Origin of the sequence: Massilia sp. Mn16-1_5 (genome assembly GCF_004798585.1) — a bacterium.
Classification (GTDB): domain Bacteria; phylum Pseudomonadota; class Gammaproteobacteria; order Burkholderiales; family Burkholderiaceae_D; genus Telluria.
Genome location: NZ_PPXQ01000012.1, coordinates 57,589 through 69,877, shown reverse-complemented (window position 1 = coordinate 69,877; position 12,289 = coordinate 57,589). Strand labels below are relative to the sequence as shown.

The 12,289-nt window shown below is 66.4% G+C and carries 13 protein-coding genes; 4 read left to right on the top strand and 9 right to left on the bottom strand.

Features of this window, described 5'->3' with window-relative positions; translation table 11 throughout:
* Positions 1-43: 43 nt before the first annotated feature.
* Positions 44-1,102 (bottom strand): alkene reductase, encoded by a 1,059-nt coding sequence (locus C2862_RS15715; RefSeq protein WP_136221087.1) that lies wholly within the window; start codon positions 1,100-1,102, stop codon positions 44-46.
* Positions 1,103-1,235: 133 nt separating this feature from the next.
* Here C2862_RS15715 and sugE point away from each other — a divergent pair, with 133 nt between their 5' ends.
* A complete protein-coding gene (gene sugE, locus C2862_RS15710) occupies positions 1,236-1,556 on the top strand; it encodes a quaternary ammonium compound efflux SMR transporter SugE (protein ID WP_136221086.1) in 321 nt (106 codons plus the stop codon).
* A 51-nt stretch (positions 1,557-1,607) separates the two neighbouring features.
* Here sugE and C2862_RS15705 read toward each other — a convergent pair whose 3' ends face one another.
* The 3 genes from C2862_RS15705 to C2862_RS15695 form a co-directional block, all read right to left on the bottom strand.
* Positions 1,608-2,273: a hypothetical protein gene (locus tag C2862_RS15705; RefSeq protein ID WP_210736006.1), complete on the bottom strand. Its 666-nt coding sequence runs from the start codon at positions 2,271-2,273 to the stop codon at positions 1,608-1,610.
* A 216-nt stretch (positions 2,274-2,489) separates the two neighbouring features.
* Positions 2,490-2,738 carry a DUF3297 family protein gene (locus C2862_RS15700; protein WP_136221085.1) on the bottom strand — a complete coding sequence of 83 codons (249 nt, stop codon included), beginning with the start codon at positions 2,736-2,738 and terminating at the stop codon, positions 2,490-2,492.
* A gap of 72 nt (positions 2,739-2,810) precedes the next feature.
* Positions 2,811-3,785 carry a succinylglutamate desuccinylase/aspartoacylase family protein gene (locus tag C2862_RS15695; RefSeq protein ID WP_136221084.1) on the bottom strand — a complete coding sequence of 325 codons (975 nt, stop codon included), beginning with the start codon at positions 3,783-3,785 and terminating at the stop codon, positions 2,811-2,813.
* A gap of 105 nt (positions 3,786-3,890) precedes the next feature.
* On the opposite strand from C2862_RS15695, the gene C2862_RS15690 reads away from it, so the two are divergent.
* Positions 3,891-5,033, top strand: a complete 1,143-nt coding sequence (locus C2862_RS15690) for an acyltransferase (protein ID WP_136221083.1) — start codon at positions 3,891-3,893, stop codon at positions 5,031-5,033.
* Here C2862_RS15690 and C2862_RS15685 read toward each other — a convergent pair.
* The 3 genes from C2862_RS15685 to C2862_RS15675 all read right to left on the bottom strand — a co-directional run bounded on the left by C2862_RS15685 (position 5,026) and on the right by C2862_RS15675 (position 7,066).
* The gene (locus C2862_RS15685) at positions 5,026-5,499 is read right to left on the bottom strand and encodes a hypothetical protein (protein ID WP_136221082.1); all 474 of its coding nucleotides are present in this window, start codon (positions 5,497-5,499) and stop codon (positions 5,026-5,028) included. The two genes, C2862_RS15690 and C2862_RS15685, sit on opposite strands and share 8 nt — an antisense overlap.
* Before the next feature lie 69 nt (positions 5,500-5,568).
* Positions 5,569-6,438 (bottom strand): pirin family protein, encoded by an 870-nt coding sequence (locus C2862_RS15680; RefSeq protein ID WP_136221081.1) that lies wholly within the window; start codon positions 6,436-6,438, stop codon positions 5,569-5,571.
* Between the two features lie 31 nt (positions 6,439-6,469).
* Complete coding sequence (locus C2862_RS15675) at positions 6,470-7,066, bottom strand: FMN-dependent NADH-azoreductase (protein ID WP_136221080.1); 597 nt, start codon at positions 7,064-7,066, stop codon at positions 6,470-6,472.
* 109 nt (positions 7,067-7,175) lie between these two features.
* Between C2862_RS15675 and C2862_RS15670 the strand changes: the two genes are divergently transcribed.
* Positions 7,176-8,102, top strand: coding sequence for a LysR family transcriptional regulator (locus C2862_RS15670; protein ID WP_210736004.1), 927 nt, complete (start codon positions 7,176-7,178; stop codon positions 8,100-8,102).
* 18 nt (positions 8,103-8,120) lie between these two features.
* Here C2862_RS15670 and asd read toward each other — a convergent pair whose 3' ends face one another.
* A complete protein-coding gene (gene asd / locus C2862_RS15665; protein ID WP_136221078.1) occupies positions 8,121-8,972 on the bottom strand; it encodes an archaetidylserine decarboxylase in 852 nt (283 codons plus the stop codon).
* 250 nt (positions 8,973-9,222) lie between these two features.
* Between asd and C2862_RS15660 the strand changes: the two genes are divergently transcribed.
* A complete protein-coding gene (locus C2862_RS15660) occupies positions 9,223-11,385 on the top strand; it encodes a TonB-dependent siderophore receptor (protein ID WP_168710081.1) in 2,163 nt (720 codons plus the stop codon).
* A gap of 8 nt (positions 11,386-11,393) precedes the next feature.
* Here C2862_RS15660 and C2862_RS15655 read toward each other — a convergent pair whose 3' ends face one another.
* Positions 11,394-12,242 carry an EamA family transporter gene (locus C2862_RS15655; protein ID WP_136221076.1) on the bottom strand — a complete coding sequence of 283 codons (849 nt, stop codon included), beginning with the start codon at positions 12,240-12,242 and terminating at the stop codon, positions 11,394-11,396.
* Positions 12,243-12,289 lie beyond the last annotated feature (47 nt).

The following is a 12,289-nucleotide window of genomic DNA, read 5'->3' as shown; positions in this document are numbered from 1 at the left end:
GCCGGCGCAAAGGCCGGCCAGTATGCGGTCGTGCGGGCGCCTGTCAGGCCTGCAGGAAGCCGTAGTCCGTATAGCCTTCCGCGCCGCTGCCGTAGATCACCTCGGAACGCAGCGGGTTCAGCGGCGCACCCTGCTGCAGGCGCTGCGGCAGGTCCGGATTGGCGATGAACCAGAGGCCGAAGGCGATCGCGTCGGCGCTGCCTTCGGTGAGCAGGCGCTCGGCCGTCTCGACCGTCATCTTTTCGTTGGCGATGAAGGCGCCGCCGAATTCCTTCTTCAGCAGCGGGCCGAGGCTGTCTTCGCCCACGGCTTCGCGCGCGAAGATGAAGGCGATGCCGCGCTTGCCCAGTTCGCGCGCGACGTAGCCGAAGGTGTCGACTGGGGTCGAATCGCCCATGTCGTGCGCATCGCGGCGCGGCGCCAGGTGCATGCCGACGCGGTCGGCGCCCCAGACGGCGATGCAGGCGTCCGCCACTTCCAGCATCAGGCGCGCGCGGTTCTCGATCGAGCCGCCGTACTGATCGGTGCGCAGGTTGGTGCTGTCTTGCAAGAACTGGTCGAGCAGGTAGCCGTTGGCGCCGTGGATCTCGACGCCGTCGAAGCCCGCCTTCTTCGCATTCTCCGCGCCCTTGCGGTAGGCGGCGACGATGCCGGCGATTTCATCGAGTTCGAGCGCGCGCGGGGTCGCGTATTCGCGCTTCGGACGCACCAGGCTCACGGTGCCGGCCGGCTTGACGGCGCTCGGCGCGACCGGGGCGGCGCCCTCCAGGAAGACCGGATCGGAAATCCGGCCCACGTGCCACAGCTGCATCACGATGCGCCCGCCCGCCGCGTGCACGGCCTCGGTGACCTGCTTCCAGCCCGCCACCTGCTCGTCGGACCAGATGCCGGGCGTATCGGCATAGCCGACGCCCATCGGCGTGACCGAGGTCGCTTCCGACAGGATCAGGCCGGCGCTGGCGCGCTGGACATAGTATTCGGCCATCAGGGCATTCGGCACGCGGCCGGGACCGATGGCGCGGGCGCGGGTCAGCGGCGCCATGATGATGCGGTTCGGCAGCTCGAAGGCGCCGATCTTGATCGGGTCAAACAGGGTGGTCATCTCGATTCCTCATGCAGGGTGTCGGCGCATCTTACGGTATGCGCAAAATTCCTGCCGAGGCCGCCTCATTTTTGCCGGGTGCTATACTGCCGGCCACTTTTTTGTCAGCCGGGCAGGGCCCGCGGGAGTCGGAATGAGCTGGATTTATCTGGTGGTGGCGGGATTGCTGGAAGTGGCCTGGGCCGTGGGCCTGAAGTACACGGAAGGTTTTACACGCCCCGTCGCCTCCGTCCTCACCCTGCTGGCCATGGCGGCCAGCGTCGGCATGCTTGGCCTGGCCCTGCGTCACTTGCCGCTTGGCACGGCCTACGCGGTCTGGACCGGCATCGGCACCATCGGCACCGCCGTGTTCGGCATGCTCATCCTGAACGAACCGGCCGGCGCCCTGCGCATCGGCTCGATCGGCCTGATCGCGCTCGGCATCGCGGGCCTGAAGCTGCTCACGCCGGCCTGAGGACGAAAAAAAAGCAGGCCGGCGGCCTGCTTTCCCTTCAAACGCACACGATCAGAAACGGTAGCTGACGCCCACGCGAATCACCGGGTAGAGCTTGAAGTCCTTCACTTCCTCGGCCAGGTCCTTGTTCTCGGCCGCGACGTCGCTCGCCAGCTGCTGGCAGATGAGCGCAGGCGCGGTGCAGTTGTTCGATGCCAGCTGCGTCTTCGGCGAACCCTGGAACGTCACGCCCAGGTCGGCGCCGACGCTCCAGCCTTCCGTCTTGACCGCATTGCCCCAGCCGATGCCGAGGTAAGGAGCCGCCTTGCGGAAGTCGATCTTGCCGCTCAGGTCGCCCACAGCGGCTGCATCGTAGGCGCGGCCGTTGACGGTGTAGGTGCCGCCGTTCGGCTTGGCACGCGCGTCGATCTTGTTGCCGTTGTAGACCACGCCGCCGGTGATGCGGAACACGCCATCGAAGGGGTGATAGTCGAGTAGGGCGTCGACGGTCTTCAGCTTCAGCTTGAAGTCGTATTCCATGTCCGAGGTATTGCCGTCGTAGGAATAGTTGGCGACGTTCAGGCCGACGCGCGCGTTCAGCTTGGCGCTCAGCGGCGTGCTCAGGTGCAGGCCGAGGCCGGTGGTGCCGAGGTCCAGGCTCGTGGCGAGTTCGGCGGCATGGACGCTGCCGGCCGCGAACGCGGCGAGCAGGATCGAAACAATCTTCGTGGCTTTCATCTGTCTTCCAATAGGTCAGCGAGGCGATGCAATTGCCGTGCGGCAACTACAGGGCCGCAATGATATGGTCCTGGATCGGGCAGGGCAAGCGCTGGTGCGCAGTGGAGACGGATGTGTTGTGGGAGGACGACAGCAGGCGCGACGCGAGAAGCACCGCAACCCGGCGGCAGAAAACGTGGATGGACGACCCGGCCGCAGGCCAGGCCGACGAGTCGATCAGCGGTAGAACGCCTCGACCTTGCCCTTCAGCTTGATCAGCATCGGCTTGCCCTTGCGGTCCAGGGTCTTGCCGGCGGCGACTTTGATCCAGCCTTCGCTCAGGCAATACTCTTCGACGTCATGGCGGTCCTTGTCGTTAAAGCGGATGCCGACTTCGTGCTGGAACACGTCGCGGTTGTGGAAAGGGCTGCTCGGATCGATCGAGAGCCGGTCTGGGAGTGGGGGGAGGGTTGCGGTATCAGTCATGGTGGCGAATTATCCACTAGAACCGCGACGGGGACAACGGCGCACGCGTGCAGCCCTGTCCCCGACATGCCATCAGTTGCGTCCGAACTCCGGATTCGCCCGCGTCAGGTAATACCACTCCGAATTCGCCCCCGCCTTCGCATCCGGGAACAGGATGCGGCCGCTGAATTCGGCCAGCACCGGCGTGCCGTCGGCGCGCGTGCCGATCTGCTCGCCTTCCTGTACCGGGTCGAAACTGGCCCACGCGCGCGAGAAACTGTCGTTCGCATCGAGCTTGTCGTACACGGCCACCATGTGCAGCGCTTCCATTTCCTCGAAGGGGACCGGTTCCGGTTCCGGCGCCTCGATCAGCTTCAGGAAGGCCAGCGTGTTGACGATGGCGTCGTAGGCAACCTGCGGCGCTTTCGGGTCGACGTGCTGGCCGCATTCCAGGGTCAGCGCGTAGCCGCCCGTGGTGCGCATGTATTCGGTGGTGCCGACGCCGTAGCGCAGCACGGTTTCCAGCTCGGCCGCATTCCCGCGCGAGCGGCGCTGGACGCCGCCGCCGTAGGCCGCCATCCAGCCGGTGACGAAGCGGCGCACGCCCAGGCGGCGGGCCAGGGCGCGTTCCTGTTCGGCGTGCTTGAAGGCTTCGAGCGGGCCGTCGTTGTCGACCGGGCCGACCATCACGAAGGGCTCGCCGTGCGCGGCATTGAAGGAGTGCAGGTCGAGCAGGACGTCGTGTTGGGCCAGCAGCGGGCACAGCCAGTTGGCGATGCGGTCCTCGAAGTCCTGCGGATCGTCTTTCGGGAACAGGTTGCGGTTCAGGTTGCGGTCGCCGTTGCGCTCGTTCTTGAAGTAGGCGAGGGGATTCACGACCGGGACGAAGGTCACGCTGCCGGCCGCGATCTTGCGCTCGCCGCTGTCGAGTTCAAGCATGATGCGGCGGATCGCTTCGGTGCCGCAGGTTTCGTTACCGTGGGTCGCACCCATGATGATGACGCTCGGACCTTCTTCCAGGCCGGTATAGTTGACAAACTTGAACTGCAGATTCGGTGCGGAAGCCATGCAAGATGATCCAAAGAAATATCGGTGCCGACATTTTATCGGGAAAAGGTGGCATCCGCGAAAAGCCCATGGCATGATCCGGCACCTTTATCTTTTGCCAATCCGATGAGTTCTCCCCGCAGCGCCCGCCTGCACGGCCTCGATACCCTGCGCGCGCTCGCCGTCACGCTGGTCGTCCTGCACCATTACACCCTGTTCGTGTCGAACGACGACCATACTTTCGGCTGGGTCGGGCAGATCGGCTGGGCCGGGGTCGACCTGTTCTTCGCGCTCTCGGGCTACCTGATCGGCAACCAGATCTTCGCGGCCTTGAAGACGGAAGCGGGCCTGTCGCTGAAATCCTTCTACGCGCGGCGCCTGCTGCGCACACTGCCGAACTACCTGGCGGTGCTGGCGATCTATGTGATGTGGCCCGCCGTGGGCGAGGATGCGCCGCTGGCGCCGCTGTGGCGCTATCTGACGTTCACCCAGAACGTCGGCCTGGCGCCGGGCACCGCCTTCTCGCACAGCTGGTCGCTCGCGGTCGAGGAACAGTTCTATCTGCTGCTGCCGGCGATCGCTCTGCTCGGTGCCGCGTTGCGCCTGCGCGTCAAGTACGCATGGGCCTTCATCGCCTGCGTGATCGCAGGCGGCATGCTGCTGCGCTTCCAACTCTGGAGCGCCCACGTCGATGCGCACAAGTATGGGATTTACTTCTATTACAAGCTGATTTATTACTCAAGCTTATGCCGTCTCGACGAGCTGGTGGCCGGCGTCGGGCTGGCGCTGCTGCGCAGCCACCATCCCGGCCTGTGGACGCGCATCACGGCGCACGGCAACCGCACGCTGCTGGCGGGACTGGCCATCCTCGGCGCGACCTTCTGGCTCTTCCTCGACAACCACTACGGCGTGGCCGCGACCGTGTTCGGCTATCCGCTGCTCGGCGTCGGCTTCGGCCTGCTGATCCTGGCCGCGCTGTCGCAGCGCTCGCTGTTGCGCGATGGGCGGGTGCCGGGCGCCGGCGCGCTGGCCGTGTGGTCGTATGCGATCTACCTGACTCACCGCGCCGTGGGCGAGATCGCGGCGGGTCCCCTGCAGGACCTTGGCTACGGACCGCAGAGCGCTGTCGCGATTGCCGCCTTGCTGGCCTTGTCGGTGCTGGTGGGCTGGCTGCTGTACCGGCTGGTGGAAACGCCCTTCATGCTGCTGCGCGAACGCTATGTGCCGAGCAACCTGGCGCGGCCGATGTTCAGCGCGGCCTCTAGTTGAGGTCGATGACGTCGAAAGCCGCCGGCATCGCCCCGAGAAAGGCGAGCGTCGCGTGGATGCGCTCGCGCATGTCCCGCTCGCGCGTCGCCTCGATCGCCGCGCGCAGGCCGGGCCGCGCCTCGATCGTGTACGGGCTGCGATAGGCCTCGATCAGCAGCGCCACCAGGTCCAGCGGCGGCGCGCCCGGCGAACGGCGCAGGCGGGTGTCGATCACGCCCAGCAGGGTGCGCTGCATGGCCGGCGTCGGATTGGCGATGTGGGCGAAGACGGAAGGGGTGTTCGCGATCGAGGCGCACAGCGCGCGCTCGATGGCCTCGGGCTTCAGGTCGGAAGCGATGTCGAAATACGCGCGGTCCCAGTGGGTGCGCGCATACGCGTGATTCGGCGGGAAACGGTCGATCGTCTCGAAGCCGAGCGCATGGCTGGCTTTCGACAGCAGATCGAGGAAGACGGGTAGCAGGGGCATGCCCGGCAGTGTAACGCAAGCGCGCCCGGGTCATCGAATGATGGCCCGTGGCGCGCATTAACTTCACCTTCAAGCGGCGAACCGGCCCGCCCGGAAATCCTCCACAGCCTGGTGCAGCTCGGCCTGGGTATTCATCACGAAGGGACCGTACTGCGCGATCGGCTCCTTCAAGGGACGGCCCGCGATCAGCAGCAGGCGGGTCGGCGTCGCGGCTTTGACGACGACGCCGTCGGCGCCTTCGGCATTGTCCAGGATCGCCATCTTCGTCTGCGGTATGCCCTTGCCGGCAACCACCGCCTCGCCGCGGAACACGTAGAGGAAGGCATTGTGCCCACTTGGCAGCGGCTGCTCGAAGGTCGCGCCCGCAGGCAGCTCGATGTCGAGATACAGCGGCGCGGTGCCTTCGCGCTGCACCGCGCCCGCGACGCCATGCGAACTGCCGGCGATCACCTGCACCGTCGCGCCGGATTCAAGCGTGAAGCGCGGCACTTCGGCATTCGGGATGTCGCGGTACCAGGGCGCGCACAGCTTGTCCTTCGCCGGCAGGTTCAGCCAGAGCTGGAAGCCTTCCATCAGGCCTTCGTTCTGCTCGGGCATCTCGGAGTGGATCACCCCGCGTCCCGCCGTCATCCACTGCACGCCGCCGTCCGTGATCAGGCCCTCGTTGCCGCCGCTGTCGCGGTGGCGCATGCGTCCGGCCAGCATGTAGGTGATGGTCTCGAAACCGCGGTGCGGGTGCTCCGGGAAGCCGGCGATGTAGTCGCCGGCCTTGTCGCTCCCGAACGCATCGAGCATCAGGAAGGGATCGAGGCGGCGCTGCAAGGTGTTGGTGAGAACGCGGTTGATCTTGACGCCGGCGCCGTCCATGACGAACTGGCCGCTGATCACGCGTTCCACGCCGCGTGGCCGCGCCACGCGCTCTTCAAGTACTGCGTTCATTCTCATCTCCTTGGTTACGCCGCCTGGCGAATCAGGCCAGTGCGGCTTCGATGGTGGCGTCGGCTTCCGCACGGCCCTTGGCCGATGCCTCAGGACCCATGGACTGGGCTGCCGAGTGGATGAAGGTGTGATCCGTCATGCCGAGGAAGTTCAGCAGCATGCGCACGAAGGGCACTTGCGGATCGGCGTCCGCCGGGTAGATGCCGCCGCGCGCCGTGGCCACGTAGACTTTTTTACCCTTCAGCAGGCCTTCCGGACCGGTCTCGGTATAGCGGAAGGTCACGCCGGCACGGGCGATGGCGTCGAACCAGGCCTTCAGCTGCACCGGGATGCCGAAGTTGTACATCGGGGCGCCGATCACGACCACGTCGGCCGCCTGCACTTGCGCGATCAGGGCGTCGTCCAGGGCCACGCGGGCAGCCTGTTCGGCGCTACGCGATTCGGCCGGCGTGAACAGCGCGCCCAGAGCCGCTTCGTCCAGTTGCGGGTGCGGATCGCGGGCCAGGTCGCGGGTGACGACGGTGGCGCCGGGATTGGCGGCGACCAGTTTGGCCACGACGCTGTTGGTGACGCGGGTCGATTCGGATTCGGCGCCACGCAGGCTGGAAGTGATCTGGAGGATGTTCATGTTCGTGTCCCTTGTTTAAATGGTGTTTCGATGAGAGACACTTTAGCAGTTCCAAAATCAATCCAGAAGACGCTAGAATGGATAACATTATTCAGTCAGTGGAACAATCATGGAAGTCGAACCGAACGACCTGCTGCTCTTCGCCCGCATCGTCGAGGCCGGCAGTTTCAGCGCCGCGGCGACCCGCGTGAACCTGCCGAAATCGACGGTCTCGCGGCGCATCTCATTGCTCGAGGCGCGCCTGGGCGAACGCCTGCTGCAACGCACGACACGCAAGCTGATGGTGACCGAATTCGGCGCCAGCCTGCTGGAGCATGCGCGCAAGGTGGTCGAGGAATCGGAGGCGGCCGGCGCGCTGGCCCAGCACCGCCAGGCCGAACCCAGCGGACGCCTGCGCATTTCCCTGCCGGCCGATTTCGCCAACCTCGGCATGAGCGCCATGATCGGGCGCTTCCTCGAACGCTACCCGGCGGTGAGCGTGGAACTGGATTTGTCGCCGCGCCGGGTCGACCTGGTCGCGGAAAACTTCGACATCGCGATCCGCATGGGCGACCTGCCCGACGACGCCAGCTTGGCCGCGCGCCGCGTCACCCTCCAGCGCTTCGGCCTGTACGCGTCTCCCTGCTACACGGCCGTGCGCGGCCTGCCCGAGCACCCGGACGACCTGCTCGGCCATGATTTGCTGTGCCTGCTCAGCCGCGGTGGCGGACCCGTGACCTGGGTACTCTCGCGCGGCAAGGTGCGCTGGGACCGCGAACTGCCGGCGCGCCTGACGGCCAATTCGCCGGACCTGCTGGCGCGTATCGCCTGCAGCGGCGCGGGCATCGCCGCCAGCTCCGAACTGTTCGCGCTGCCGCTGGTGAAGAAGGGGGAGTTGGTGCGGGTGCTGCCGGAGTGGGATCTGCCGGCGGCGACCGGCTGGGCGGTGTTTCCGGGACGGCGGCTGATGCCGGCCAAGACCCGGGCCTTTCTCGACATGATGGATGCGGCCTTGTGTACGGAGGTCGAGCAGAGCATCCTGAAAGGCGGTGCCTGAGGCCGCACCGCGGACCGGTCAGGCCGGCCGGTTACCCATCATCTCGCCGAGCCGCACCTTGCGCTCCGGCGCCCACTCCGGATTGAAAGCGATGGTCTTCTCCTTGAACAGCATGACCACCGTCGAACCCAGCAGGAAGCGTCCCATTTCTTCGCCCTTTTTCAGCACGACCGGCGAAGTTTCATAAGTCCATTCCGAGATGCGGCCGTGGCGCTGCGGGTTGACCACGCCATGCCAGGGCGTGGCCATGCTGCCGACGATCGTGGCGCCGACCAGCACCATGACGAAGGTACCGAACTCCTCGGACTCGAATACGCAGACCACGCGCTCGTTGCGTGCGAACAGGCCGGGCACGCCGCGCGCCGTGGTCGGGTTCACCGAGAACAGGGCGCCCGGCACGTAGATCATGCGCGTCAGGCGGCCGTCGCAGGGCATGTGCAGGCGGTGGTAATCCTTCGGGCTCAGGTAGAGATTCGCAAAGGAGCCGTGCTGGAACAGGGCGCCCAGCTGGGAGTCGCCGCCGACCAGCTGGGTGGTGGTGAACTTGTGGCCCTTGGCTTGCAGGATGTGGTGGTCGTCGATCGCGCCGAACTGGCTGATCGCGCCGTCCACCGGGCAAACGAAGTCGGCCTGGGCCAGCGGACGCACGCCGTCCTTCAGCGGACGGGTGAAGAATTCGTTGAAGCTCGGGTAGCTGGCGATGTCGGAGTTGGCCGCTTCGTCCATGTTGACGCCGTACTTGGCCACGAACCAGCGGATCAGGCGGGTGGTGACCTTGCCGCCGCGGTGGCCGGCGACGCGTCCGGCAAACGAGGTCAGCGCCTGCTTCGGCAGGACATATTGCGGCAGTACTTTGAAACGGTCGGACACGGTGGCAGCCCTTTATTGCTTGTGGTGATGGCGAATTATAAATAAGGGGCGTGCTCGTGCATATCTTTGTTTGCGTGCTCATGCCCCGTGGCCAGTGTAGCGCATCGCCCGAAAACAGCCTTTTCCCTGGCTGTCGCGCACATGCATATCGAAAATATATTCCGCAGGGCATCTAAAAGTGCAGGAACTAATGGACAATACATTCTCATAAACTTGGCTTTCTGATATGTATATCCTCTCACCGATTCGCATGACCGTACTGGCCGCCGCGCTGGCATCCGTTTTCCCGGCCTCCGCCCAGCAGGGCACGACCAAGGCCGACCCCCAGCCCGCCGGCGACCAGAAGATGCAGAAGGTCGAGGTGCGCGGCACGGCCGACAGCTACGATGCGCGGCGCGACGACACGGCGACCAAGATCGTGGTCACCCAGGAAGAGATCGCCAAGTATGGCGACACCAGCGTGGTCGACGTGATGAAACGCGTGCCCGGCATTACGGTCAGCAGCCCGAACGGACGCGGCGGAGAAATCCGCATGCGCGGCCTGGGCGCGGGCTACACGCAAATCCTGATCAACGGCGAGCGCGCCCCTGCCGGCTTCAGCATCGACTCGCTCTCGCCCGACGTGATCGAGCGCATCGAGGTGCTGCGCGCGGCCAGCGCCGAGTTCTCGACCCAGTCGGTGGCCGGCACCGTCAACATCGTGCTGAAGAAGGTGGTGCGCGCGGGCCAGCGCGAATTCAAGATCGGCGCCCGTACCGGCAGCGGCTTCAACGGACCGACGGCCAGCCTGCAGCTGTCCGACAAGCTGGGCAAGATGTCGTATTCGGTCGCCGCCAGCGTGATGGCCGAACAGTTCAGCCGCGACGTCCTCAGCGACGAGAATGCCTTCGACGCGGCCGGCGTCCCGGTCCAGATGCGCGACATCGCCGGCGCCGAGGACGGCCGCCTCAAATTGTTCAACCTGGCGCCGCGCCTGAACTGGGCGCTGGACAACGGCGACAGCCTGACCTCGCAGAGCTTCGTGAACTCGGCGCGCTTCCGCCTGCACAACCGGCAGGTCACCACGACGACGCTGGGCGCGCCGGCCCCGTATCCGGTACTGGACAGTTCCGTCCGCAGCGACAACGACGTCGTGCGCACCGAAGTGAACTGGGTGCACAAGATGGCCGACGGCGCCAAGCTGGACGTCAAGGCCAGCCTGATCGGCGGCTGGAACACGACCGACAACCGGCGCTGGACGCCGGCAGGTAGCCCACGTGCGGTCGACAACCTGGTGCACCTGGAGGCGGACGAGCAGGGCGCGACCACCGTCGGCAAGTACAGCAAGACCATCATGCAGGGCCATCAGCTCGGCATGGGCTGGGACGGCGGCTACTCGGTACGCAACGACAGCCGCGAGGAATTCGAGGCCGGCGAGCGCGTCTTCCCGGCGCTGCCGAAAGGCGAGGAGTCGACTTCGCGCGTCGCGCGCCTGGCCCTGTACGCGCAGGACGAATGGAGCCTCACGCAGCGCCTGTCGGTGTATCTCGGCGCGCGCTGGGAAGGCATCCGCACCACGACCGAGGGCAATACCTTCGACACCGGCCGCTCGAGATCAAACGTCTGGAGCCCGGTGTTGCAGACTCTGTGGAAGATCCCGGATACCAAGGGCGACCAGATCCGCTTCGCCGTCACCCGCACCTACAAGGCGCCGAGCTTCCAGCAGCTGATCCCGCGCCGCCAGACGGCGATCGACAACCGCTCGACCGACCCCGACTTTGCCGGCAACCCGGACCTGCAGCCGGAACTCGCGCTCGGCTTCGACGCCTCCTACGAGCACTACTGGGCCGAGGGCGCGCTGTTCTCGATCAGCGGCTCGATGCGCCGTATCGACGGCTACACCCGCTCGCAGGTGTTTTTCGACGGCGCGCGCTGGGTGGCGATGCCGATGAACGCGGGCGAAGCCACGACGCGCGGCCTGGAACTGGAAACCAAGTTCCCCTTGAAAGCGCTGATCAAGGATGCGCCGGCGATCGACCTGCGCGCCAGCGTCTCGGCCAACTGGTCGCGCGTGGACGGCGTACCGGGCCCGGACAACCGCATCGACGGCCAGACGCCGCTCTCGAGCACCCTCGGCGTCGACTACAAGACCGGCAAGCTGACCATGGGGGGCAGCTTCGTCTGGAAGGAAGGCGGCCTGGTGCGCATCTCGGAGCGCCAGACCTCGACGCTGCAGACGCGGCGCGATCTCGAAGCGACCGCGCTCTACAAGTTCAATCCGCAGCAGCAGCTGCGCGTGGCGCTGTCGAACCTCTTGGGCCAGGACTTCGTGAACCGCAACAGCTTCCTCGAAGAAGGACGGGGACTGGTGGTGCGCGAGACGCGCTTCAAGGCAGGCCCGAGCGTGCGCGCCACGTTCGAGCAGAAATTCTGATGGCCTGATCAGGCCAGGCGCATCGCCACCGCGCCGCAGGCGATCAAGACGACCGCCAGCAGGCGCGCGCGTCCGATACGTTCGCGCAGCACCAGGGCGGCGATCGCCGCCGCGAACAGGATCGAGGTTTCGCGCAGGGCCGCCACCAGCGCGACCGGCGCCAGCGTCATCGCCCACAGCGCGATCCCGTACGAACCCGCCGACAGCGCGCCGCCGCCCAGCAGCAGGCCGAGCCGGCGCCGTGCCGCGTCCAACAGCGCGCGGCGCTCGCTTGCGGCGCCCTGGACCACCAGCGCCAGCGCGGTGGCCACGAAAATCCACATCGTGTAGCCCGCCGGCGCGCCGGAGCGGCGCACGCCGGCGCCGTCGATCAGGGTGTAGGACGCAATCACGCAGGCGGTAGCCAGTGCCAGCAACGTGGTGCGGCGCGCGGCGCGCGCCTGCCGCTGGGCGTCGAGGAAGATCGCCAGTACGCCGCCGCAGACCAGGGCAAGGGCCAGCCATTGGCCGGGACGCAGTTGTTCGCCCAGTACCAGGCCGGCCAGGGCCACGATGGGCGGCGCGCAGCCGCGCATCAGCGGATAGGCGTGGCTCAGGTCGCCGTCGCGGTAGGTGGCGGCGAGCAGCCGGTAGTAGCAGGTTTGCACAAGCGCCGAGGCGCCGATGAAGGGCCAGCTGGCCGCTGCGGGGGCGGCCACGAAAGGCAGGCAGGCGGCGCACAGCAGGCCGGAGCCGGCGACGATCGCCATCGTCGGCACGCCGCCCGCAGCCTGTCCTGCATGGCGTTTCAGCAGGACGTTCCAGCCTGCGTGCATGAGAGCCGCGCAGAGGACGGCGGCGATGACGAAACCGTTCATTCGATCGGATGAATAAAAAAAGGCCCGGCAGAGCCGGGCCAATTCTA

Bases quoted from the DNA above. Each gene is read 5' to 3' on its own strand.
- C2862_RS15655 (WP_136221076.1), bottom strand. From the start codon at position 12,242: ATGAACGGTTTCGTCATCGCCGCCGTCCTCTGCGCGGCTCTCATGCAC.
- C2862_RS15685 (WP_136221082.1), bottom strand. From the start codon at position 5,499: ATGCCCCTGCTACCCGTCTTCCTCGATCTGCTGTCGAAAGCCAGCCAT.
- C2862_RS15670 (WP_210736004.1), top strand. From the start codon at position 7,176: ATGGAAGTCGAACCGAACGACCTGCTGCTCTTCGCCCGCATCGTCGAG.
- C2862_RS15700 (WP_136221085.1), bottom strand. From the start codon at position 2,738: ATGACTGATACCGCAACCCTCCCCCCACTCCCAGACCGGCTCTCGATC.
- C2862_RS15680 (WP_136221081.1), bottom strand. From the start codon at position 6,438: ATGAACGCAGTACTTGAAGAGCGCGTGGCGCGGCCACGCGGCGTGGAA.
- C2862_RS15690 (WP_136221083.1), top strand. From the start codon at position 3,891: ATGAGTTCTCCCCGCAGCGCCCGCCTGCACGGCCTCGATACCCTGCGC.
- C2862_RS15705 (WP_210736006.1), bottom strand. From the start codon at position 2,273: ATGAAAGCCACGAAGATTGTTTCGATCCTGCTCGCCGCGTTCGCGGCC.
- C2862_RS15695 (WP_136221084.1), bottom strand. From the start codon at position 3,785: ATGGCTTCCGCACCGAATCTGCAGTTCAAGTTTGTCAACTATACCGGC.
- sugE (WP_136221086.1), top strand. From the start codon at position 1,236: ATGAGCTGGATTTATCTGGTGGTGGCGGGATTGCTGGAAGTGGCCTGG.
- C2862_RS15715 (WP_136221087.1), bottom strand. From the start codon at position 1,102: ATGACCACCCTGTTTGACCCGATCAAGATCGGCGCCTTCGAGCTGCCG.
- C2862_RS15675 (WP_136221080.1), bottom strand. From the start codon at position 7,066: ATGAACATCCTCCAGATCACTTCCAGCCTGCGTGGCGCCGAATCCGAA.
- C2862_RS15660 (WP_168710081.1), top strand. From the start codon at position 9,223: ATGACCGTACTGGCCGCCGCGCTGGCATCCGTTTTCCCGGCCTCCGCC.